This is a genomic window from Stappia sp. ICDLI1TA098 (assembly GCF_054880955.1).
In genome coordinates this window covers 1,107,832-1,131,816 of sequence record NZ_JBTZBT010000001.1, presented here as the reverse complement: position 1 = coordinate 1,131,816, position 23,985 = coordinate 1,107,832, and the positions used below count along the sequence as shown (strand labels likewise).

Here is a 23,985-nt window from a genome sequence, read left to right as displayed (position 1 = left end):
GGCGGCGGGACACAGGTCCCCGTCCACCGCCGGACACATCTTCCCCTCCGACGCTCCACTCCGTCCACGTCGGAACGAAGAGATTATACGTGACGAATATTACAAGTTTCAATCATTTTTCGTCACACATTACGATGCAGCGCGGTAACGATATGAAATCCTGAATTTAATCGGAAAAGCGCGCGGCCTCGTCCTGGCCCGCCGGCGGCATGTCGCCGTCGCGCCCGCGCCCGTTGGCGGCAATCCAGCGCTCCGAGGCCGGCCGCAGCAGAGCATAGAGACGGGCGGTGAGCGCGCGCGCCGCATCGCCCGGCCAGTCGCCGGGCAACAGGTCGTCGGACAGCATCGGATCGCGCAGGATCAGCCGGCGAAACGCATGGATCAGCAAGACGCGCGCCACCACCGCCGCGTCGTCGGACAGGGTTTCACCCCGCTCCAGCGCCTCCGCCAGCGGCGTGAAGTCGCGCAGGAAACCGTGGTAGCGCCCGGCGAGCGGCGCGAGATCGAAGGCGCGCGCGACAAGATCCCGCGGCGAGCCGCTGGCGAGTGTGGCGTCGAGATGCACCAGCCCCTTCGCCCCCGGACCGCCCAGCGGCGGGCTCTCCGTGGTGCCGACGAGCACCATCGGGCCCAGCGCCCCGTAGCCGGACTTGAGGGCCGCGTCGCGCAGCGCCAGGCGCTCCTCGCCCTCGGGCAGCACGACCAGCCTGAGACGCGGCGCGCCACCAGCCCTGTGGCGGCGATAGACCCGCGCCAGAGCCGGCCCGAACGCCCGCCGGCCCTCGTCCGACAGCGCGTAATAGCTCAGCCGCCCGACCTTCGCCCGATCGAGCCACCCGTCGCGGGCAAGGCGCGACAGCGCGGCGCGCACCGCCGCCGCGTCGATCCGCATCAGGCTCAGAAGTTCCTGCAGGCTACCCGCCCAGATGTCGCCGCCACGCGGGGCGACCACATCGCCGAAGATGGTGACGATGAGCGACCAGACCCGGAGCGGCGGCCTTGCGTGAAACCCCTCGACAAGCGTCGCGACGATGGCGCGCGCCTCACCACCGCCAGACGCAACCATTTCCGCCACCGCCTCACCCCTTGGCGTGGTGGGCATGCCAGTGCCAGGCGATGTCGATGCGCCGCGCCAGCCAGGCCTTCTCGTGGCCGGCGACATAATCGAGGAAGCGGGCGAGCGCCGCCGCGCGTCCCGGACGCCCGGCAAGCCGGCAGTGCAGGCCGACGGACATCATCTTCGGCGCGCCCTCCTCTCCTTCGGCATAGAGCGTGTCGAAGGTGTCCTTGAGATAGGTGAAGAACTGGTCGCCCGAATTGAAGCCCTGCGGGGTGGCAAAGCGCATGTCGTTGGCATCGAGCGTGTAGGGGATGACGAGATGCGGGCCGGACGGCCCCTCCTCCCAATAGGGAAGGTCGTCGGCATAGCTGTCGGCGTCATAGAGGAAACCGCCCTCCTCCATGACAAGCTCGCGGGTGAACTCCGAGGTGCGCCCGGTGTACCAGCCAAGCGGACGCGAGCCGGTGACCTCCTCGTGGATGCGGATCGCCTCGGCCATGTGCCGGCGCTCGTCCTCGCGGGAAAAGTCCTTGTAGTCGATCCATTTCAACCCGTGCGAGGCGATCTCCCAGCCGGCCTCGTTCATCGCCGCGACCGCATCCGGGTTGCGCTGAAGCGCGGTGGCGACGCCATAGACCGTGACGGGAATGGAGCGGGCGGTAAACATCCGCCACAGCCGCCAGAAGCCAGCGCGTGAGCCGTACTCGTAAATCGATTCCATGCTCATGTGCCGCTGGCGCGGCCAGGCGGTCGCGCCGATCATCTCCGACAGGAACGCTTCGGAATGAATGTCGCCATGGAGGATGGCGTTTTCTCCACCCTCCTCGTAGTTGATGACGAACTGCACGGCGATGTTGGCGCCGTTCGGCCATTGCGGATCGGGCGTCTCGCGCCCGTAGCCGATGAGGTCGCGCGGATAGATATCGCTCATGTCGAGGGGTCCCGCCTGGTCACATGGCCTGCGCCCGGCCGGTTCGCTCCGGCGGGCTGTTCAAGGCTGCGAGGAAACCCAAATCGTCGCGCCGATGCAAGACTTTCCGGCGAACGCCGTCTAGCGGCGCGCCCGCCCCTCGGCGCGCACGGGCACGCGGACCGGCACAAGCTCCGGTGCGAAGGCCTCCGACGACCGCGCGAAAAGACGCCGCCCCCGGCCCTTGCCCGCACCGTCGTCGCTCTCCGGCAGCGACATCACGGCCGCGCCCATGGCGGCCGAACACAGGGTCACCATCAGGCCGAAAAGCAGCACCAGAATCGGCAGCCAGGGCTCGGGCGAATTGACGATCAGGCTACGCAAGCCGCCAGTATCGAACCAGAGCAGGCCCGAAAGCACGAGCACGGCGGCAAAGGCGCCGATGAGCCAGTTGATCGCAAGGAGCCGAAACAACGGCGAGGCGGCAAGCCCCCTGAGACCGACCGGGCCGATCTTCGTCGCAGCAGCATCCCCGGCTTCGCGTCCGTCCGTCACCCGTTCATCCGACATGTGTCAGGCCTCCATTCGCGCGCTTCTCACACTGCATCGTGCCGCGAGTCCCGGCGCGCGTCCACGTGGTCAAATGGCGCATGCGGTGTCCGGATCAATATCCACACCTTCGAGCCACGAACGGGCTTGCGTTTCATCGTCCCGGCCCCATATTGCCGCCATATATCGAGATGATATATTCAGCAAGAAAACGTCGGCAGCTTTGGCCGATGCGCGAAAAACGGGGGCCGGGCCACCAGATGAGCGTCAGGACGCTTTGCCTCGCCATTCTCGAGCGCGAGGACGCGACGGGATACGAGATCCGCAAGATGTCGACGGAGGGCAAGTTCCGCTATTTCGTCGAGGCCAGCTTCGGATCGATCTACCCCACCCTCGCGCGGCTCGAGAGCGAGGGTCTCGTCACCGTGCGCGAGGAGCGCCAATCGGGCAAACCGACCCGCAAGGTCTACTCCATCACCGACGCCGGCCGGGCCGAGTTCGTCCGCGCGCTCTGCGAACCGCCGGCGCCCGACACATTTCGCTCGCCATTCCTTCTTGTCGCCATGTGCGCCGACATCGTCGGCCCGCAGGTGATCGGGCGGGCAATCGACTTGCGTATCAAATCCCTGCGCGAGGAAGCCGCTTTTCTCGACGCCACCGCTCAGGAGACCGGGGGCCATGCGCCGACCGGCTTCATCATCGACTACGGACGTCATTGTATCGCAGCCGATCTCGGGTTTCTTGAGGCGAACAGACAGATTCTCGAAGACATCGCCCGCGACGCCGGACCGGCGGTAGCCCAGGCGGCAGAATAGACGCTGCTCCGGAGAACCAACGAATGAAGATCCGCTTCTCCCACGTCCTCGCACTCGCCCTGACCGCAGGCGTCGCAGTGTGGATGGGCACGGGCTCTTACATCGAGGGCGGTCACGCCGGCTCGCCCGAAGCGACGCCGCCGCCCGCCGCCCGCCAGACCGAAGCCGACGAGACGCCCTTCCGCGTCTCGGTGCGCGAGATCGCGGCCGAGCCCCGCACCTCCACCCTGGTGATACGGGGGCGGACAGAGGCGGAGGCAACCGTCGAGGTGCGCGCGGAAACGACAGGCCGCGTCACCGAACGACCGGTCAGCGAGGGGCAGAGCGTCACCCGGGGCGACACGCTTTGCGTGCTCGACGCCGGTGCGCGCAAGGCCGGCGTCGCCGAGGCCGAGGCGGTGCTCGCCCAGGCCGAGCTTGACCATTCCGCCGCCATCCAGCTCAAGGACAAGGGCTTCACCGCCCAGACCCGCGTCGCCGCGCTCAAGGCCCAGATGGACGCGGCACAGGCCCGCCTCGAGGAGGCGCGGCTGGAGCTTTCGCGCATCGACATCAAGGCGCCGATCGCCGGTGTCGTCGTGACGCCGCTCGCCGAGGTCGGCACCATGCTGTCGGCCGGACAGGCCTGTGCCAAGCTGATCGACAACAATCCGATGCTGATGATCGGCCAGGTCTCGGAACGCGAGGTCGGCGCGCTGAACCGTGGCGACAAGGCCAGCATCATGCTCGTGTCGGGCGAGGCGGTCGACGGCGCGATCCGCTACATCTCGCCAACGGCGGATGCGGCGACGCGGACCTTCCGCATCGAGATCGAGATGAACAACGACGATGGCATGATCCGCGACGGCCTGACGGCGGATGCACGCATCCCCCTCACCTCCCGCCCGGCCCACCACCTGAGTTCGGGCATCCTGACGCTCGATGACGACGGAACGATCGGCGTGCGCGCGGTCGGTGAGGACAACCGCGTGACCTTCCTGCCGGTCACGCTGCTCGGCGGCGACGACGACGGCGTCTGGGTTTCCGGCCTGCCGGAGACCGTGCGGGTGATCGTCACCGGCCAGGACTACGTGGTCGAGGGACAGACCGTCGATCCGGTGCTCGAAGCCGAGGAGGCCAGGGGATGATTTCCGCTCTCGAGGACGTCCTTCGCCGCCCGCGCACCGTCGTTACCTTGATGATCGTCATGGTGATCGCCGGCCTTTTCGCCTACATCACCATTCCCAAGGAAGCCGACCCGGACATCGACATTCCCGTCTTCTATGTCTCGGTGACCCAGCAGGGCATCTCGCCCGAGGACGCCGAGCGGCTGCTCGCGCGCCCCATGGAAACCGCGCTTCGCGGCCTCGACGGCCTCAAGGAGATCACCTCGATCTCCGCTGAAAGCCACCTCGGCGTGATCCTCGAGTTCGACATTTCCTTCGACAAGGACAAGGCGCTCGCCGATGTCCGCGACAAGGTCGACCAGGCCAAGGCGAAGCTGCCCGCCGAGGCGGACGAGCCGACCATCACCGAGACCAATTTCGCGCTGACGCCGACGATCTACGTAGCCCTTTCGGGCGACGTTCCGGAGCGCACGCTCTACCAGCATGCGCGCAAGCTGAAGGACGTGGTCGAGGCGGTTCCGACCGTGCTCGAGGCCGAGCTTTCCGGCCACCGCGAGGAGCTGCTCGAGGTCGTTATCGACAGCATGAAGCTGGAGTCCTACCAGGTCACCCAGCAGGAGCTGCTCTCCTCTCTTACCAACAACAACCAGCTCGTTCCCGCCGGCTTCATCGACAGCGGCAACGGCCGCTTCAACGTCAAGGTGCCCGGCCTCGTCGAAGATGCCGCGGACGTCTATTCCCTGCCGATCAAGCAGAACGGCGAGGGCGTGGTTACCCTCGGCGACATCGCCGAGGTGCGCCGCACCTTCAAGGACGCGTCCGGCTACACACGGGTCAACGGCCGACCTGCGATCACCCTCAACGTCGTCAAGCGCAAGGGCACCAACGTCATCGAAAACAACGCCGCGGTGCGCGCGGCGGTCGAGAGCGTGACGAAGGACTGGCCGGACGCCATCAAGATCGACTTCCTGATCGACAAGTCGACCAGCATCTTCGAGATCCTCGGCTCGCTCCAGTCGTCGATCCTGACCGCGATCTTCCTGGTGATGATCCTGATCATCTGGTCGCTGGGGCCGAAGTCGGCGATCCTCGTCGGCATCTCGATCCCGACCTCCTTCCTGGTCGGCTTCCTGATCCTGTCGACACTCGGCATGACCGTGAACACGATGGTGATGTTCGGCCTGGTGCTCACCGTCGGCATGCTCGTCGACGGCGCCATCGTCATGGTCGAATATGCCGACCGCAAGATCGCCGAGGGCATGCCGACGCAGGAGGCCTATATCCGCGCCTCCAAGCTGATGTTCTGGCCGATCGTCTCCTCCACGGCGACGACGCTCGCCGCCTTCCTGCCGATGCTCATGTGGCCGGGCGTCGCGGGCGAGTTCATGAGCTATCTGCCGCTGATGGTGGTGATCGTGCTCTCCGCCTCGCTGCTGACGGCGCTCGTCTTCCTGCCGGTCTCCGGCGCGGTGCTCTCCGGGCTGATCGCCTGGACCGCCCGCCACGCCGAAGTGCTGCTGGCGCTGGTCGCCGGGCTCGCGGTCGCTGTCGTCGCCGCCATGGCGATCGGCGGCTGGGCGGGGCTTGCGGCGGGGCTCGTCGCCGGCATCGCCATCGGCCTTGTCGTGCACCGCGCCGTGCGGCCGCTCGTGGCGTGGTCGCGCCGGCGCGCCGCCCGCAATGCCGCCGAGGAGCAGGCCAGCGCGCTCCTTCTTTCCGCCGAGGAGAAATTCGACCCGGCGAAGGTCCGCGGCGTTACCGGGCTCTACGTGCGCGCGCTCGCCTTCTGCGCCGGCACGCGCCTTGGCAACGTGGTGACGCTCGCGAGCCTCGTGGTGCTGTGCACCGGCATTCTCTTCTTCTTCATGTCGCGCAACCAGGGCGTCGAGTTCTTCATCGAGGACGAGCCGGATGTCGCCGTCGTGTCCGTTTCGGCACGCGGCAACCTGTCGGCCAGCGAGGCGCTCAAGCTCGTTTCCAGTGTCGAGCACGAGGTGCTGCAGGTCGCGGGCGTCGACAATGTCGTCATGGCCGTCAACATCGGCAGCAGCTCCGGCGGCGGCATGATGGGAGGCAGCCAGGACAAGCGCTCCGACGTCATCGGCGACCTGACGCTCGAGCTCGACGACTATTGCTGCCGACGCAAGTGGAACGCGCTCGCCGAGGAGATCCGCGAGCGGACCGCCTCCATCCCCGGCATCATTGTCGAGGCGAAGAAGATCGAGGGCGGACCGCCGACCGGCAAGGACCTGCGCCTGCAGGTCACTGCGTCGAATTACAAGACCCTGGTCGAAACCGTCGACAAGGTGCGCCGCCACGTCGACACGATGGAGAGCCTGCGCGACCGCGAGGACAGCCGCCCGCTGCCTGGCATCGAGTGGCAGATCACCATCGACCGCGAGCAAGCCGGCCGCTTCCAGGCCAGCATCGGCTCGGTCGGCTCCATGGTGCAGCTCGTCACCAACGGCGTGCTGATCGGCAAGTACCGGCCGGACGACTCCGAGGACGAGGTGGACATTCGCGTGCGCCTGCCGGCCGGGGAGCGCACGCTCGACCGCTTCGACAGCCTGCGCCTGCAGACACCGCTCGGCCAGGTTCCGCTCTCGAACTTCATCGACCGCGCGCCGCAGCAGAAGGTGACCTCGATCACCCGCCGCGACGGCCTGTACGCGATGGACATCAAGGCCAACGTGGTGACCAGCGACACGATCACCACCGGGGAAGGCGTCACCCGCGCACTCACCGCCAACGACAAGGTGGCCGAGCTCGATGGCTGGCTGAAGCAACAGAGCTGGCCGGACAGCATCGCCTTCCGCTTCCGCGGCGCGGACGAGGATCAGAAGGAGTCGGGCGAGTTCCTGATGAAGGCGATGGTCGGGTCGCTGTTCCTGATGTTCATCATCCTGGTGACCCAGTTCAACAGCTTCTACCAGACCACCCTCACCCTCTCGACGGTGGTGATGTCGGTGTTCGGCGTGCTGCTCGGCATGGCTCTTACCATGCAGAAGTTCTCCATCGTGATGACGGGAACGGGCATCGTCGCTCTGGCCGGCATCGTCGTGAACAACGCCATCGTGCTGATCGACACCTACAACCGCTTCCGCGAGGACGGACTGGAGCCGGTCGAGGCGGTGCTCAAGACCTCGGCGCAGCGCATCCGGCCGGTCATGCTGACCACCACGACCACCATCGCCGGCCTGATCCCGATGGCGACGCAGATCAACTTCGACTTCGTCGAGCGGGTGATCGCCAAGGGTTCGATCACCGCCGTGTGGTGGGTCCAGCTTTCCACCGCGATCATCTCCGGCCTCGCCTTCGCAACGATCCTGACGCTGGTCGTCATTCCGACCATGCTGGCGTTGCCGAGCGTCTGGTTCCCGGCGCGCAAGACCGGGGCGGCGGACACGCAGACGGGTGACGACGAGGCGCGAGCCGACGCCGATACGGCGCCCTCCCCCTCGACCCCGCCCGTCGCCGCCGTCTATGGCGAAGCCGCCGACGGCGAGCCGAAGCCGGCGACGATCACACCGATCACCTCCGCGAAGGCAAAGGCAAAGACGCCGCGACCGCCGGACGGACTGCCGCACGCGGCGGAATGAACCGCCAGAACGCAAAAGCCCCGCGGAACATTCCGCGGGGCTTTCTTCTTTTCAGATCCGGCTTCTTTTCAGATCCGGCTTCTTTCCGGCGCCGGGTTTCGGCCGGTTCAGAGCCGTTCGAGATCGGCAACACCGGTTCCGCTGCGCTCCTCGGCGACCGCACCGCGCAGCGTTGGAATGATGTCCTCGACCCGCGTGGCGACCCGGTAGTCGACCTCGAAGCCAGGGCGGATGAAGCCTTCGTCGCGCATGTGCGACAGGAGGTCTACCAACGGCCGCCAGAAGCCGCCGATATCGGCCAGCACCACCGGTTTGGAATGGCGCCCGAGCTGCCCCCAGGTCAGCACCTCGACGACCTCCTCCAGCGTGCCGATGCCGCCGGGCAGCGCCACGAAGCCGTCGGCCCGGTCGAACATGGCCTGCTTGCGCTCGTGCATGTCCTGGGTGACGACGGTTTCGGTGAGCGTCGGCATCATCACCTCGCGCTCCTCGAGGAACCGCGGAATGATGCCGGTGACGCGGCCGCCGGCCTCCAGCGCCGCCCCCGCGACCGCGCCCATCAGGCCGATCGACCCGCCGCCGTAGACCAGGCCGAGGCCCTCCCCGGCAATCTGCCGGCCAAGGCGCGTGGCCGCGTCCATGTACTCGGGCGTGGCGCCGACGCCGGTGCCGCAATAGACGCAAATCGTTTTCAGTGTACTCATGTTTTTCTGTTTGGCACCGGGTCGAACGGCGGTCAAGCCGGCAGGAGAACGCCCCGAGCGCAAGAGCGGCTTGCTTGCCGGTATGACCAATAGAGTATAACCATTCGCTGGATTGCGGGGGCCGGTGACACATATGGTGTTTCGACGGCGGGAATCGCGGGGAGCACGATCCGACATGTCGCGGAAATTGGTCATTCAACTTGTCGTTCTGGCCGCCATCGTCGGCATTGCCGGCCTGGGCGTTGGCATCTGGCGCGAGCGACAGGATGCCGGCAGGACCACCGTGACGGCGCAAGGCTCGAACACCGCTCCCCCCTCGAAAACAGCCGCCCCCTCGACGGACAAGCCGCAGACAACCGCCAAGGCTCCCGCCGGCGACGACACGGCTGCGAGCGACACCGTCGGCGCCCGGGCCGATGCGTCGGCGCCCGAAAGCACGACCGCCGCGCCGACCCCGGATGACGGCGTTCCGAGCTTCGACCTGATGCGCGTCGAGCCGGACGGCTCCGCCGTGGTCGCCGGCCGGGCGGAAGCCGGCTCCATCGTCGCGCTGCTGTCCAACGGCAAGGTTGTCGGCAAGGGCATCGCCAATGCCGCCGGTGAATTCGCCATCGTTCTCGACACGCCGCTCGACCCGGGCGCGCATGCGGTCACGCTGGAAACCCTCGACAAGAACGGCAAGGCGCTGCGGAGCTCGCAGCAGTCCATGGCCGTCTCGGTTCCCGATGACGCCAGCTCCGGCGAAGTGCTCGTCATGCTCAACGAGCCGGGCGCGCCGTCCATGATCCTGCAGAAGCCCGAGGCACCGGCCGGCGGCGAAGCGGAAACGCAGGTTGCCGCCGCCGACCCGGCGCGGGCATCCACCGCTCCCGCCTCATCGGCCGGCACGGAGGCGCGCGGCACCGACACGGCGTCCGCCCCCGCCGGCGACGACAAGGGCTCCCCGGCTGCGGAGGCCCCGGCCGACAAAGGCGGCAGCGACGCGGGTCCCGCATCCGCCGGGACGGCCACCGCAGATGCCGCCGACACGACCGCGCGGCCCGATACGGATGCGGCGCAGACCGCCTCCGCCCCCGCCCCCGCCTCCGCCGACGGCGTTGCCCCCGCTTCGGTTGACGCACCGCAGGTGACTGTCGACGCGGTCGAGACCGAGGACGAAAAGGTCTTCATCGCCGGCGCCGGCAAGCCTGGCTCGGATGTGCGCGTCTATCTCGACAACAAGCTCGTCGGCGAGGCGAAGACCGACACCAAGGGCCGCTGGCTGATGGAGGCCGAGAGCAAGGTCGACCCGGGCAAGGTCGACGTGCGCGCCGATCAGGTCGCCACCGGCGACGGATCGGTGACCGCGCGTGCCGAGGTCACCTTCGAGAAGGCCGAGGAACAGGTGGTCCTGCGGCCGCTCGGCGCCAGCGGAACGGCCGGCGGATCTGCCGGCGCCAGCGGCTCGGCAAGCGCGCGCCGGATCCCCAGTGTCATCATTCGCACCGGCGACAACCTTTGGACCATCTCCCAGCGCCGCTACGGCGAGGGCCTGCGCTACACCACGATCTATCAGGCCAACAAGGACCAGATTCGCAATCCGGACCTGATCTACCCCGGCCAGGTGTTCATGATGCCGGAAGGCGACCGGAACTGGCCGCCGGCGAACTGAGGGAGCCGGCAGCTTCCGCATGTCCCGGCTCGCCTCCGAGCCAACCGACCGGGTGAGGTGCCTGCGCCTCACCCGCTTTTCGTTGCGGCACCCTTCTCTCACGCAACGCCATGAATTTCTTTGAAGTTTCCTTCACCAGAAAACTTGACTCTTAAATTCATGTTAATATTGTGACGGCCAGCGGGCGCAGCGAACACGCGCGCCCAGCGAGCCAGCATGAATGCCGCAGCACGTCTGCCTCCACGCTTGCCAGCAAAACTCCCCACGCAATACTGGAGGCTCTCGTGAGCAGGACAGATGACCGCGGCCGCCCGGCCGCGACAGCCGTGGCGTGCCTTGCCGCCGCCCTTGCCTTTCCCATGGCCGCGTTCGCGCAGGACGCCGCCGCCGATTCCACCACCGGATCCGGCCCTGCCCGAACCGCTACGCGGCTGAAGCCCATCCAGATTACCGGCGATGACGTCGACGTCTACAACCAGCCCGAGGCGGGCAGCTACGTGGACGGGGCGCGACTGGAGGAAGCCTACGCCGGCGACGTCAACGAGGCGCTGCGCTCCTTCGCCGGCACCTTCACCCGCCAGTCGAGCGACCAGCCCGGCATCACCCCCAACATTCGTGGCCTGCAGGGCTTCGGGCGCGTCAATTCGATGATCGACGGCGTGCCGCAGACCCTCACGAACCTCTCCGGCCATGGCGGCACCTTCGACAATTTCGTCTATCTCGACCCGAACCTGCTTGCCGGCATCGACGTCGCGCGCGGGTCCGTCGCCGGAGCCGAGGGCATGGGCGCGCTCGCCGGCGCGGTCAACTTCCGCACCCTCGACCCGGAGGACCTGCTGTCGGAAGGCAAGAACGTCGGCGCCAAGACCATGTGGCGCGTGGGAACCAACGACTACGGCTGGTCCGGCATGCTCGCCGGCGCGGTACGGGCCGACATGGGCGATGGCGGCGACATCAGCATGATCGGAGCCTTCTCGCTCAGCGAGTTCGGCCACTACGACAACGGCAGCGGCCAGGCGGTTCCCTTCGACCCCTCCAACATGCCGAAATCCGGCCTGTTCAAGGTGAAGTTCGAACCCAATTCCTCCCACAGCCTGAAGCTCGGCGGCATCTGGTACCACAACAGCTTCTTCGTGCAGAGCGGCGGCTACGACTGGACGACCGACAACCAGACCTATACCGCCAACTACCGTTTCACGCCCGACAACACCTGGGCGGACCTGTCGATCAACGCCTACCGCAACATCACTGACCTTGCCTTCGACGGGACCGGCGGCGTCTTCTCCGGTCGTCGCGGCACGCAGACCGGCACCGGCGCCAACATCCAGAACATCTCGCGCGTCGACCTGGGCGCGCTCGGCCTGCGCTTCAGATACGGCTTCTCCTTCTCCCATGACGACTACGAGGGCAACGACCAGCGCGGCGCCAATCCGGACGGCACGCTGATCAAGACCGACACTTTCATGCGCGCGACCGCCTCCTATGGCATTTTCGATCTGACCGCCGGCCTGAGCTACGACACCTGGAACCTGGAAGGCGTGCGCGACTACGATGCGCCGGGCACAGGAAGCTGCCCGCCGGGCGGGCCGAACTGCGTCGCCGAGAGGACCTCGCGCTCCGGCGGCGAGTGGAACCCGAGCGTCGAGCTCTCCGCCCGTCCGCTCGACTGGCTGCAGCTCTACGCCTCCTACGCCCGCACCTACCGCGCGCCGACCGCCTCGGAGATGTTCTATCCCGGCGGCCACAATTTCACCGGCAACGGCGATCCGATCCAGGGCAACATCAATCTTCAGCCCGAGGTCATGTGGGGCCTGAACATCGGCGCCAACATCACCGCGTCGAACCTGTTTCTGGAAAACGACCGGTTTCGCCTGAAGCTCGGCTACTTCAACAACCGGGTCGACGACTACATCACCTATGCCCAGACCCAGTGGCCGACCGACGTCTATCCGGTGCCGCGCTGGGTCAACCTGCCGGGCATCACCCGCATGCAGGGCTTCGAGCTGGAAGGCGGCTATGATGCGGGATTCGCCTATGCCAACGTCTCGCTGACGCTCAGCGACACCAAGCAGCCGCTGCCCTATCAGGCCGGCATCGGCACCGACGTCGGCCGCCTGCCCGACGACTTCGCCACCGTCGACATCGGCGCCCGCTTCTTCGACCGCAAGCTCACGGTCGGCGGCCGGATGAACTATGTCGGCGACAGCGTCCAGGTGTTCTTCGACGAGAACAACTCCCTGCCGATGGACAGCTACGTCCTCTTCGACCTCTACGGCTCCTGGGAATGGCGCGACAACGCCAAGCTCTTCGTCAACATCGAGAACCTGACGGACAAGTCCTACATGGCCGCCAACAGCGGCTTCGCCGAGGCCTACAATTCTCTCGACACCGGGCGCGGGCGAACCTTCATTCTCGGTGCCAGCATGACGTTCTGACCAAGGCGTCCGCCTGGTCTCGCCGGCCCAATGTGAGCGCGAGACCGACCGGCACCCATCGTTCCACACGCAACTTCAGGCGCCCTTCGGGGCGCCTTTTTTTGCGGGCAGCCCGATCTTTTTGCTGTCGGTTCGGGCTGCCTCGCGGCGGGGAAACGCCCCCGCCCCCTTGCCAGCCGGGCGCGGGACGCCTATGAGCGTAATCATCGTAATTTTACGATGAATGGGCACACATGACGACCAGACCGACCGCCGCGCCGGCGGCATCTCCCTTGAGCTGCCGCGACACGGATCCCTCCCGCGACGACCCCGCCGCCGTCTTCAAGGCACTCGCCCACCCCGTGCGGGTGGAAATCGTTTCGGCGCTCGCCTGCTGTGCCGGCGCCTGCTGCGGCGACATCGTACGCGGCCTGCCGCTTGCCCAGTCCACCGTTTCCCAGCACCTCTCGGTCCTGCGCGCCGCCGGCCTTGTCGTCATGCGCGACGAGGGCCGCTCCTGTCGCTATGTGCTCGCCGACGACGCCCGCGCGCGGATCGAGACCGCGATTGCCGGGCTCTTCGGACGCGGTGAGCAGGATTGCCTCCACCCGCTTCAGGTCAACGCACAGGCCCGCTCCCGCGCCTGTCGAAAGGACAACGCATGACGAGCCGCCGCTCCGGCATCGCCCCCCGGCCGAGCAAGATCTCGGCCGAGGAAGCCTCCATGTTTCACACCCTGCGCCAGCTCTGGCCCTACATCTGGCCCGGCGACCGGCCCGACCTGAAGAGCCGCGTCGGCCTTGCCGTGATCGCGCTCGTCATCGCCAAGATCGTGACGGTGTTCTCGCCCTATTTCTTCAAGTGGGCGACCGACGCGCTGACCGGCGGCGGAGCGGCGACGGCTGCGGGCGAGGCCGCCACGCCTGGCTTCCTGCCAGCCTGGCTCGTCGCCCCGGTGATGCTCGTCGTCGCCTACAATGTCGCCCGCGTCCTCTTCGTCGGCTTCAACCAGCTTCGCGACGCGCTTTTTGCCCGCGTCGGCCAGCATGCGGTGCGCCGCCTCGCCTTCCTGACCTTCCGCCACATGCACGCCCTGTCGCTGCGTTTCCATCTGGCGCGGCGCACCGGCGGCCTGTCGCGGGTCATCGAGCGCGGCGTCAAGGGCATCGAGAACATCGTCCGCTTCACCATCCTCAACGGCATTCCCACCTTCCTGGAATTCGCCGTGATGGCCGGCGTCATCTGGTACCAGTTCGGCTTCGTCTACGTCCTCGTCGTCGCGGCGATGATCGTTGCCTACACCTGGTTCACGATCCAGACCTCCAACTGGCGCATCGCCATCCGCCGCGAAATGAACGACAGCGACACGGAGGCCAACTCCAAGGCCATCGACAGCCTGCTCAACTTCGAGACGGTCAAATATTTCGGCAACGAGGAGATGGAGGCGGAGCGCTTCGACCGCTCCATGGCCGGCTATGAGCACGCCGCGACCCGCACCTGGACCTCGCTTGCGTGGCTCAACTTCGGCCAGGCCTTCATCCTCGGCATCGGCACCGCCATCTGCATGATCCTCTCGGCCCGCGCCGTCATGGCCGGCAGCCAGACGATCGGCGATTTCGTCATGATCAACGCGCTGCTGCTGCAGCTCTCGATCCCGCTCAATTTCATCGGCTTTCTCTACCGCGAGATCCGTCAGGGCCTGACCGACCTGGAGGCGATGTTCGAGCTGCTCTCCCAGCCAGCGGAAATCACCGACCGGACAGACGCGCAACCGCTTCGCATCGAGGGCGGCACCGTGCGCTTCGAGGATGTGGTGTTCCACTATGACGCCAACCGGCCGATCCTGAAGGGCATCTCCTTCGAGGTGCCGGCAGGGCGCACCGTCGCCATCGTCGGTCCCTCGGGCGCGGGCAAGTCCACCGTCTCGCGCCTGCTCTTCCGCTTCTACGACGTGACCGGCGGGCGCATCACCATCGACGGGCAGGATCTGCGCGACGTCACCCAGGCCTCGCTGCGCGCCGCCACCGGAATGGTTCCCCAGGACACCGTCCTGTTCAACGACACCATCGCCTACAACATCCGCTATGGCCGTCCCGACGCGAGCGAGGCGGAGGTGATCGAGGCGGCGCGCATGGCCCAGATCGCCGGGTTCATCGAGACCCTACCGGACGGATTCGACACAGAGGTCGGCGAGCGCGGCCTGAAGCTCTCGGGTGGCGAGAAGCAGCGCGTGGCCATTGCCCGCACCATCCTCAAGGCGCCGCCGATCCTGATCCTCGACGAGGCAACCTCGGCGCTCGACACCCACACCGAGCGCGAGATCCAGGCCGCGCTCGACCAGGTGTCGCGCAACCGCACCACCGTCGTCATCGCCCATCGTCTTTCGACGGTGGTCAATGCCGAGGAAATTCTGGTGCTGGAAAAGGGCCGCATCGTCGAGCGCGGCCGCCATCAGGACCTGCTCGCGCAGGAAGGTCTCTATGCGTCCATGTGGGCGCGCCAGCAGGAGGCGAGCGAGGCGGAGGAGCGCCTGCGCGCCGCCACCGCGGATGATTCCGGCTTCGTGCTGCGCGGCCCGCGCGCCGGCGAGGAGGTTGCCGGGACGTAGCACGGCACGGCCCGCGCGCCATGCGGCGGCGGGCCACATCACCATACGGATTGATTTTGACGTGCGGTCCGGTGCACAAGGGGCTGAAATTCCGCGCTGCGGGCGCAATCGCGCTGCGGCCTTGCCAGACGGACGGACCTCCATGTCGCTGACCGATACCATCGCCAAGACGATCGTACCCATTCACCGCGAGGGCTGGCCCTTCGTCGCCATCGCCGGTGCGGCGACGCTGGTTCTCGGCTGGTTCGCCCAGCCGCTGTTCTGGATCGGCCTCATCCTGACGGCCTGGGTCTGCTACTTCTTCCGCGACCCCGCCCGCGTCACGCCCATCGACGACGACCTCGTGGTCTCGCCCGCCGACGGCACCGTCTGCCAGATCGGACAGGCGGTTCCCCCGGCCGAGCTCGACCTCGGCAGCCAGCCGATGATGCGCGTGTGCATCTTCATGAACGTGTTCAACTGCCACGTGAACCGCGCGCCCATCGGCGGCCGGGTCGTGCGCATCGCCTATCGCGCCGGCAAGTTCCTCAACGCCGAATCCGACAAGGCCAGCGCCGAGAACGAGCGCAACGGCCTGGTGATCGAGAGCGGCGAGACACGCATCGGCGTCGTCCAGATCGCCGGTCTGGTGGCGCGCCGGATCGTCTGCTTCGTCAACGAGGGCGAGAACGTCGGCGCCGGCGAGCGCTTCGGCCTGATCCGTTTCGGCTCGCGCCTCGACGTCTACCTGCCCGAGGGCGCCTCGGTGAAGGTCGCCATCGGCCAGACCATGATCGCCGGCGAGTCCGTCGTCGCCGACCTCACCGGCGCCGGCGATCCGCTCCTGCTCACGCGCGTAAGCTGAAACGGATCCCATGTCGGCACCCTTCGCCCCCTACGACCCAGGCCCCACACGCCGCCGCCGCGGCCGTGCGCCCCGTTTTCGCAGGGTGCCACTGCGCCTGATCCTGCCCAATCTGGTGACCCTGCTGGCGCTCTGCTCCGGCCTCACCGCCATCCGCATGGCGCTTGAGTCGCGCTGGGACTTCGCCATCGGCGCCATCGTCATCGCCGCCGTCCTCGATGCGCTCGACGGCCGCGTCGCGCGCCTTCTCAAGGGCACGTCGAAATTCGGCGCCGAGCTCGACTCGCTCGCCGATTTCGTCAATTTCGGCGTTGCCCCGGCGCTCATCCTCTATTCCTGGATACTCCAGGAGGTGCGATCCATCGGCTGGATCGCGGCGCTGGTCTTCGCCATTTCCGCCGCCCTTCGCCTTGCCCGCTTCAACGTCTCCATCGACGATCCGGACAAGCCCGCCTGGGCGGTGCATTTCTTCACCGGCGTTCCCGCCCCGGCCGGTGCGCTGGTCGTGCTCTTCCCTGTCTACCTGGAGTTCGTCGGCATTCTGCCGCACTGGCCGGAGCTTGCGCCCGTCATCGCGCTCTATGTGGTCGCCATCGCGCTGCTGATGGTCAGCCGCCTGCCGACCTTCTCCGGCAAGAAGCTCGGCTCGCGGGTGCGCCGCGATCTGGTGCTGCCGCTCTTCGTCGCCGCCGTCCTGGTGGTCGCCCTTCTCGTCAGCTACCCGTTCGAGATGCTGGCGATCGGCACCACCGGCTATCTCATCTCCATCCCGGCCGCCTGGCACTGGCACGCCCGCTATGCCTCCGGCGCCATCGGAGCCGAGGAGAGCGAGGACGAGGCGGCCGAAACCGACACCGACCTTGATCACCTCGGCGACCCGGACAAGAGCGACGCCGGCTGAACCGCGCTCGGGGCGAATGCCTGCGCGGCAGCCGGGCCCAGCAACGCGGTCTTCTACCGCGCCCGGCGCGCCTTGCGGCCCCGGTTCAGCGCGTCGACGGTGAAGATCGCCAGCGACACCCAGATGAGCCCGAAGGTCGCGAGCCGGATCGCGCTGATCGTCTCGCCGTAGATGTAAAGCGCCAGGAAAAGCTGGATCGTCGGGGCAATGTACTGGAGCAGGCCGACCACGGTGAGCGGCAGGCGGCGCGCGCCGGCGGCGAAAAGCGCCAGCGGAACGGCCGTGACCGCGCCGGTGCCGACAAGCAGCAGCAGCAGCCCCGGATCGCCGAGGAAGGTCACGTCCATTCCCTCCCCCACGCCCATGAAGACCAGATAGGCAATGGCGAAGGGCGACAGCAGGATCGCCTCGACCATCAGCCCGGGCGACGCGCCGACGGCGACCGTCTTGCGAAGATAGCCGTAGACCGCGAAGGAGACGGCCAGCGCCAGCGACACCCAGGGCACGTTGCCGATCGCCACCGCCTGCACGCCGACGGCAAAGGTGGCGATGGCGATGGCCACCCACTGGGCGCGCGAGAGCTGTTCCTTGAGAACAATGAGGCCGATGGCGACGGAGACCAGCGGATTGGCGAAATAGCCGAAGCTGATTTCCAGGATCTTGCCCTGTTCCACGGCGAAGATGAAGACGAGCCAGTTGACCGAGATCGCGGTCGCCGACAGCGCCAGCTTTCCCGCCGTCGCCGGGTCGCGCAGGATCGCGCCGACCTCGCCGAGCCGGCCGCGCAGGCCGAGGAAAATACCGAGCGACACCACCGACCAGACGATGCGATGCGCCACCACCACGTCGGCGGGAACCGACGCGGTGAACTTGTAGTAGGCCGGCAGGAAGCCCCAGAGAAGGAAGGCGGAAAGGCCGAGCGCGAGCCCGAGGCGCCGCTCCGCGTCGTCCGCCGCGCGCGCCGTTACGTTTGACATGTTGTCCGTCCGATGCCCCGGCACGGGCCCTGCCTAGCGGCAGCCGGCCTTGAGGAGCGTATAAGTGTGGGAATCGATCAGCGCCTGGAACGACGCATCGACGATATTGCCCGAAACGCCGATCGTGAACCAGCGCTTGTGCGTGCGAAGATTCTGGCTCTCAATCAGGACGCGCGTCACCGCGTCCGTGCCGCCGTTGAGGATACGCACCTTGAAGTCGGACAGCTCCATCTCGTCGATCACCGACTGATAGCGTCCGAGATCCTTGCGCAGCGCGTTGTCGAGCGCGTTGACAGGGCCGTTGCCCTCGGCAACCGACATGCGCGTTTCGCCGTCGATGTCGACCTTCACCACCGCCTCGGAGACGGTGACAAGTTCGCCGATGGCGTTGAACCGCCGCTCCACCATCACGCGGAACGACTGCACGTCGAAGAAGGAGGGAACCTCTCCCAACCGGCGGCGGGCAAGCAGCTCGAACGAGGCATCGGCCGCCTCATAGGCATACCCCAGCGCCTCGCGTTCCTTCACGTCGCTGAGCAACCCGTCGAGGCGCGGATCACTCTTCTCGACGGCGATGCCGAGCCGCTTCAACTCGCCGATCAGATTGGACTTTCCGGCCTGGTCGGAGACCAGCACCCGGCGTCGGTTGCCCACCGTCTCCGGCGGGATGTGCTCGTAGGTCTCAGGTTCCTTGAGCAGCGCCGAGGCGTGGATGCCGGCCTTGGTGGCAAAGGCATTCGCGCCGACATAGGGCGCGTGCCGGTCCGGCGAACGGTTGATGATCTCGTCGAAGGCGCGCGAGATCGGCGTGATGTCGGCGAGCGAGGCCTCGTCAGGCGTCAGTTCGAAGCGCGAGCGATAGGGCTCCTTGAGGATCAGCGTCGGGATCAGCGTGACGAGATTGGCGTTGCCGCAGCGCTCGCCGATGCCGTTGAGCGTGCCCTGAACCTGGCGCACGCCCGCCTCGATCGCGGCAAGAGAATTGGCGACCGCGTGGCCGGTGTCGTCATGCGCATGGATGCCCAGCCGGTCGCCGGGAACATGATCACTCACCGCGCGCACGATCAACGCCACCTCGCCCGGCAGCGTGCCGCCGTTGGTGTCGCACAGCACCACCCAGCGCGCGCCGGCCTCATAGGCGGTGCGCGCGCAGGCCAGCGCATAATCCGGATTGGCCTTGTAGCCATCGAAGAAATGTTCGCAGTCGATCATCGCCTCGCGGCCGCTGGCGCACACCGCCTCGACACTCTCGCGGATGCTCTCCAGATTTTCCTCGTTGGTGCACCCGAGCGCGACGCGCACATGGTAGTCCCAGCTCTTGGCGACGAGACAGATCGCATCGGCGGAGGACGCGAGCAGCGCCGCCAGTCCCGGGTCGTTGGCCGCAGAGCGCCCTGCCCGCTTGGTCATGCCGAAGGCGGTGAAGGTGGCGCGCCGGGTGCGCTTTTCGGAGAAGAAGGCGCTGTCGGTCGGATTGGCGCCCGGATAGCCGCCCTCGACATAGTCGACACCGAGCCGCTCCAGCAGGTCGGCGACGGCGATCTTCTCCTCCACCGAAAAGTCGATGCCGGCCGTCTGCGCCCCGTCGCGCAGGGTGGTGTCGAACAGGGTGAGGCGTTCGCGGGTCATGATGCGTGTCCTGGGGTGGTGCGGCCGGCCCGCTCCCTTGCGGGCGGTTTTTCGGTCGGCATGTCAGTGATCTGCCGGACAGTCCACGTGCCGCAGCCTGCTGGTGAAGGCCTGTGGCGGCGTGAAATGTCCCGCGTGCGGATGATCTTGCGTCTTCTTGCGTTTCCGGTCGCGCGAGGCAGTCGGTTGCGGGTTAGTCAGTCGGTCGGTCGGCCGGCGGCCAGCTCTGCGTGTCGTGGTCGGGATGCTGGTTGGAGTGGATGTCGCTGAGGAACGGCGCCTCCGCCAGATCGTCGAGCGTCGTGCGCGCGGGCAGGCCGGCGAGGTCATCGACGAAGCCAAGCTTCGCCTCGATGCCGTACTGCACCGTCGGCGCAATATCCTGCGGCCGGTCGAAGGCCCCGATGGACAGGGCCATCATCTCGCCCGGCTCCTCGTAGCTCAACGGCGTGCCGCAGGCGGCGCAAAAGCCGCGCGAGACGTGATTGGAAGAGTGATAGATCGCCCGCTCCCCGCGCGTCCAGGTGAGCTGGTCGCGCCTCAGGTTGACAAGCGGCGCGAAGAACCCGCCCACCGCCTTCTGGCACATGCGGCAATGGCAGACCGAGGCCCGTCCCAGCGCGCCGCGCACCCGGAAGCGTACGGCGCCGCACTGGCACCCGCCCGAATGCGATCCGTTTTCGCTCGCGCTCACTGCGCCACCTCCCAGCTTGTCTCGACTTCGCCGGTCGCCTTGTCCCGCGTGTCCTTGAGCACGACGCCCTCGGCGGCGAGCAGGTCGCGGATGCGATCGGCCTCGCCCCAGTCCTTGGCCTCGCGGGCCGCCTTGCGCTCGGCGATCAGCCCGTCGACGCGGGCGGCGAGCGCCGGATCGGCCGCGACCTCGCGCGCCTCCTCGGCGGCGGCGCGCACGCCCGAGAGATCCAGCCCGAGAAAAGCCAGTGATGCCGCCAGCCCGCGGCCGGCGTCAACGTCGCCGCCACGCGCCTCGCGGGCAAGCCGGTGCAGCACGGCCAGCGCGCGCGGCGTGTTGATATCGTCGCAAAGCGCCTCGATCAGATCATCGGGAAGCGCGGCCGCCGCCTCGCCGGGCGCGCCGTCGAGGCCGCATTTGTCCAGCGTCCCCGCCCAGCGCGTGAGCAGGGCAGTCGCCTCCTCCAGCGCCTTCTCGGTGAAGTCCAGCGGCTGACGGTAATGGCTCATGGTGAGCACCAGGCGGATGGCTGCGCCCGCCCAGCGCCGGCCGCCGACCTTGTCGGTTTCGAGCAACTCATGGACGGTGATGAAGTTGCCGAGCGACTTCGACATCTTCTCGCCTTCCACCTGCAGGAAGCCGTTGTGCAGCCAGTAGCGCGCCATCACCTGCGAGCCGTGGCTGCAACGCGACTGGGCAACCTCGTTCTCGTGGTGCGGGAACACCAGGTCGATGCCGCCGCCGTGGATGTCGAAGGTCTCGCCGAGGTGGCGCGCGGCCATGGCGGAACACTCGATGTGCCAGCCGGGGCGGCCGGGCTCCGCGATCCCGCAGGGGCTCGGCCAGCCGGGCTCGCCTTCCTTCGAGGGCTTCCACAGCACGAAGTCCATCGCCCCCTTCTTGTAGGGGGCGACCTCGACGCGGGCACCGGCGCGCATGTCGTCGAGAGAGCGGCCGGACAGCCGGCCGTAGTCTTCCATCGAGCCGACGTCGAAGAGCACATGTCCCTCCGCCACATAGGCATGTCCCGTGGCGACCAGGCGCTCGATCATCGCCTTCATGTCCTCGATGTGCTCGGTCGCGCGCGGCTCCACGTCCGGCGACAGCGCGCCGAGCGCGGCCATGTCGGCGTGATACTGCGCGGCGGTGCGCTCGGTGAGATCACGGATCGTCACGCCCTCCGCGGCCGCGCGCGCGTTGATCTTGTCGTCGACGTCGGTGATGTTGCGCGCATAGGTGACATGGTCGGCACCGAAGAGATGGCGCAGCAGCCGGTAGAGCGTGTCGAACACCACCACGGGCCGGGCATTGCCGATATGGGCGTAGTCATAGACCGTCGGTCCGCACACATACATCCGCACGTTCGACGGATCCTCCGGCACGAAATCCTCTTTCGTGCGGGACAGCGTGTTGGTGAGCTTCAACTGATGCTTCGACGTCATGTCTGGTCGCCTCCTGGCCGGCTGGCCTGGGCGTCCGTCTCACCTCCTGGGCGGAGGAGCATCGAGCATGAGGGGAACGGCCACAGCCAGCTTTGTCGCTAGCTGCAAATAATGAGGATCGAAATCTGGGTCCGCATGGCCTTCTTCATGCTTTCGTTCTGACCGGTTTGCACGGCTCGGTCAAGTATGCAAATCGGCTCTTTTCGAGCCAAAACGGCGCTTTCGTGACATACGATACGCCTCGTCGGCGCGCATTGGGCTGTGTAATATGCGCAGCAGATTTCTTCGGAGGAGTTGCCAATGATTCCCGCCCCTTCCCGCTTCCTCGTGCCCACCGTGGCGACGGCTCTTTTTCTTGCCATCGCACCGGGCCTCGCCCTTGCGCAGACGCCGGCGGTCGGACAGGCGCCGGCGGGCGGAGCCGTCGCCGCCCCGGTGGTCACGCCCGACGAGGTGCGCCCGGCCGACCCGCTGTCGCGCGCGATCGAGCGCTATCTCGCCACCGCCCCAGCGCCGATGCTCGACGCCGCCTACAGCGCCGGCTCGGGCGAGGAGGCCGATCTCGGCGTCGCGGGCTTCTACCGGGCCCGCGTGTTCCAGCCGCTCTGGGTCAGCGCGGAAGGTCTCAACCCGAACGGCCAGCGGCTGATCGCCGCCTTTGCCTCCTCCGCCGACGATGCGCTTGACCCACGCGAGTACGATGCCGACGGCCTCGCGCGTCTGGCTTCGGCCGCCGCCTCCGACGACGACCTCGCCAGGCTGGAGGTGACGCTCTCCGATACGTTCGTCACCTATGCCAACCACCTGACCTCGGGCCGGGTGAAGCCGAACGAGGTCAACAAGTCGCTCAACATCTTCCCCAAGGCGCCAGACCCCTCCGTGCTGCTCGACTTCATCGACAGCGGCGAGGACTTCGGCCTCGCGCTCGACAGCCTGTCGCCCAACACGCCCAACTACGCCCGCCTGAAGCAGTCCCTCGCCGTCTGGCGGGCGAAGGCGGCCGCCGGCGGGTTCACCGTCGTGCCGGGCGGCCAGACGCTGAAGCCCGGCATGACCGATCCGCGCCTCGAGGCCTTGCGCGCCCGCCTTGTCGAGGAAGACCTCCTCGCGCCCGCGAGCCACACGGGCGACGTCTACGACGGCACGCTGGTCGAGGCGGTGAAGCTCTTCCAGGAACGTCACGGCCTCGATGTCGACGGCGTGATCGGCAAGAACACGCTGGCCGAGATCAACGTGCCGATCGCCGAGCGGGTCGCCCAGATGGAGCTGAACATGGAGCGCCGGCGCTGGATGCCCGACGATCTCGGCGCCCGCTACGTCTTCGTCAACCTGGCCGACCAGACGCTCAAGGTCGTGGACGACGACAAGACGATCCACACCGCCCGCGTCGTGGTCGGCAAGCCCTATCACGCCACGCCGGTGTTCTCCGACAAGATCACCTACGCGGAGGTGAACCCGTACTGGACGGTGCCCTACTCCATCGCCACGAAGGAATACCTGCCGCAGTTGCGCAAGAACCCCGGCGCGCTCGCCGGCAAGGGCATCCGGATCTTTTCCGGCAACCGCGAGGTCGACCCCTGGTCGGTCTCCTGGAGCAGCTACGGGACGGGCAAGTTTCCCTTCACGCTGCGCCAGGATCCCGGCAGTTCCAACGCGCTCGGGCGCATCAAGTTCATGTTCCCGAACAAGTTCAACATCTACATTCACGACACGCCGTCCAAGGCGCTGTTCTCACAGGCCCAACGCTCCTTCAGCCACGGCTGCATCCGCACCGAGAACCCGTTTGACCTGGGCGCCGTCCTCCTCGGTCCCGACGGCTGGAACAAGGCGAAGCTGCTTCAGGCACGCGACACCGGCGACCGCCGGGTGATCAAGCTGAAGACGCCGGTTCCGGTGCATCTCACCTATCTCACCGCCTGGGTGAACAAGGACGGATCGGTGAACTTCCGCCGCGACGTCTACGGCCGCGACACGGTGCTGGCCAAGGCGATCGAGGCACGCCGCCGGACCCCTCTTTGAAAAACGGACGGGCGCGCCTTGGCTGTCGCGCCCGTCTCGCCTGCGCTGCCGCGCCCCATCCGC

At 67.3% G+C, this 23,985-nt stretch carries 18 protein-coding genes; 10 read left to right on the top strand and 8 right to left on the bottom strand.

Features of this window, described 5'->3' with window-relative positions:
* Positions 1–166 precede the first annotated feature (166 nt).
* From ACSLUQ_RS05120 to ACSLUQ_RS05110, 3 genes are all read right to left on the bottom strand, one after another.
* Positions 167–1,066, bottom strand: coding sequence for a PaaX family transcriptional regulator (locus ACSLUQ_RS05120; RefSeq protein WP_461807867.1), 900 nt, complete (start codon positions 1,064–1,066; stop codon positions 167–169).
* A 13-nt stretch (positions 1,067–1,079) separates the two neighbouring features.
* Positions 1,080–1,991 (bottom strand): allantoinase PuuE, encoded by a 912-nt coding sequence (gene puuE / locus ACSLUQ_RS05115; protein WP_461807866.1) that lies wholly within the window; start codon positions 1,989–1,991, stop codon positions 1,080–1,082.
* A 120-nt stretch (positions 1,992–2,111) separates the two neighbouring features.
* Positions 2,112–2,540 carry a hypothetical protein gene (locus ACSLUQ_RS05110; protein WP_417774105.1) on the bottom strand — a complete coding sequence of 143 codons (429 nt, stop codon included), beginning with the start codon at positions 2,538–2,540 and terminating at the stop codon, positions 2,112–2,114.
* Between the two features lie 239 nt (positions 2,541–2,779).
* On the opposite strand from ACSLUQ_RS05110, the gene ACSLUQ_RS05105 reads away from it, so the two are divergent.
* The 3 genes from ACSLUQ_RS05105 to ACSLUQ_RS05095 are packed head-to-tail and all read left to right on the top strand — an operon-like array spanning position 2,780 to position 8,039.
* Entirely contained in the window at positions 2,780–3,334 is a 555-nt protein-coding gene (locus ACSLUQ_RS05105) for a PadR family transcriptional regulator (protein ID WP_417774104.1), read from the top strand.
* Between the two features lie 23 nt (positions 3,335–3,357).
* A complete protein-coding gene (locus tag ACSLUQ_RS05100) occupies positions 3,358–4,461 on the top strand; it encodes an efflux RND transporter periplasmic adaptor subunit (RefSeq protein WP_461807865.1) in 1,104 nt (367 codons plus the stop codon).
* Entirely contained in the window at positions 4,458–8,039 is a 3,582-nt protein-coding gene (locus tag ACSLUQ_RS05095) for an efflux RND transporter permease subunit (RefSeq protein WP_461807864.1), read from the top strand. Before ACSLUQ_RS05100 ends, ACSLUQ_RS05095 begins: the two co-directional genes overlap by 4 nt.
* Before the next feature lie 107 nt (positions 8,040–8,146).
* Here ACSLUQ_RS05095 and ACSLUQ_RS05090 read toward each other — a convergent pair whose 3' ends face one another.
* Entirely contained in the window at positions 8,147–8,743 is a 597-nt protein-coding gene (locus ACSLUQ_RS05090; RefSeq protein ID WP_461807863.1) for an LOG family protein, read from the bottom strand.
* A gap of 175 nt (positions 8,744–8,918) precedes the next feature.
* Here ACSLUQ_RS05090 and ACSLUQ_RS05085 point away from each other — a divergent pair, with 175 nt between their 5' ends.
* The 6 genes from ACSLUQ_RS05085 to pssA all read left to right on the top strand — a co-directional run bounded on the left by ACSLUQ_RS05085 (position 8,919) and on the right by pssA (position 17,161).
* Complete coding sequence (locus tag ACSLUQ_RS05085; RefSeq protein WP_461807862.1) at positions 8,919–10,394, top strand: LysM peptidoglycan-binding domain-containing protein; 1,476 nt, start codon at positions 8,919–8,921, stop codon at positions 10,392–10,394.
* Positions 10,395–10,678: 284 nt separating this feature from the next.
* A complete protein-coding gene (locus ACSLUQ_RS05080) occupies positions 10,679–12,829 on the top strand; it encodes a TonB-dependent receptor domain-containing protein (protein ID WP_417774099.1) in 2,151 nt (716 codons plus the stop codon).
* Between the two features lie 233 nt (positions 12,830–13,062).
* A complete protein-coding gene (locus ACSLUQ_RS05075; RefSeq protein ID WP_461807861.1) occupies positions 13,063–13,473 on the top strand; it encodes an ArsR/SmtB family transcription factor in 411 nt (136 codons plus the stop codon).
* Positions 13,470–15,416 carry an ABCB family ABC transporter ATP-binding protein/permease gene (locus tag ACSLUQ_RS05070; RefSeq protein WP_461807860.1) on the top strand — a complete coding sequence of 649 codons (1,947 nt, stop codon included), beginning with the start codon at positions 13,470–13,472 and terminating at the stop codon, positions 15,414–15,416. The genes ACSLUQ_RS05075 and ACSLUQ_RS05070 overlap by 4 nt, the downstream gene beginning before the upstream one ends.
* Before the next feature lie 142 nt (positions 15,417–15,558).
* Positions 15,559–16,260: a phosphatidylserine decarboxylase gene (locus ACSLUQ_RS05065; protein WP_417774096.1), complete on the top strand. Its 702-nt coding sequence runs from the start codon at positions 15,559–15,561 to the stop codon at positions 16,258–16,260.
* Positions 16,261–16,270: 10 nt separating this feature from the next.
* Positions 16,271–17,161 (top strand): CDP-diacylglycerol--serine O-phosphatidyltransferase, encoded by an 891-nt coding sequence (pssA, locus tag ACSLUQ_RS05060; protein ID WP_417774095.1) that lies wholly within the window; start codon positions 16,271–16,273, stop codon positions 17,159–17,161.
* A 53-nt stretch (positions 17,162–17,214) separates the two neighbouring features.
* Here the strand turns inward: pssA and rarD are convergent, their stop codons facing one another.
* From rarD to cysS, 4 genes are all read right to left on the bottom strand, one after another.
* Positions 17,215–18,138 (bottom strand): EamA family transporter RarD, encoded by a 924-nt coding sequence (rarD, locus tag ACSLUQ_RS05055; RefSeq protein ID WP_417774094.1) that lies wholly within the window; start codon positions 18,136–18,138, stop codon positions 17,215–17,217.
* 33 nt (positions 18,139–18,171) lie between these two features.
* Positions 18,172–19,767, bottom strand: a complete 1,596-nt coding sequence (cimA, locus tag ACSLUQ_RS05050; protein ID WP_417774093.1) for a citramalate synthase — start codon at positions 19,765–19,767, stop codon at positions 18,172–18,174.
* A 193-nt stretch (positions 19,768–19,960) separates the two neighbouring features.
* The gene (locus ACSLUQ_RS05045) at positions 19,961–20,461 is read right to left on the bottom strand and encodes a GFA family protein (RefSeq protein ID WP_417774092.1); all 501 of its coding nucleotides are present in this window, start codon (positions 20,459–20,461) and stop codon (positions 19,961–19,963) included.
* Complete coding sequence (gene cysS / locus ACSLUQ_RS05040; protein WP_461807859.1) at positions 20,458–21,903, bottom strand: cysteine--tRNA ligase; 1,446 nt, start codon at positions 21,901–21,903, stop codon at positions 20,458–20,460. The genes ACSLUQ_RS05045 and cysS overlap by 4 nt, the downstream gene beginning before the upstream one ends.
* Positions 21,904–22,203: 300 nt before the next feature.
* Between cysS and ACSLUQ_RS05035 the strand changes: the two genes are divergently transcribed.
* On the top strand, positions 22,204–23,922 hold the full coding sequence (locus ACSLUQ_RS05035; protein ID WP_461807858.1) for a L,D-transpeptidase family protein: 1,719 nt from the start codon (positions 22,204–22,206) through the stop codon (positions 23,920–23,922).
* Positions 23,923–23,985 lie beyond the last annotated feature (63 nt).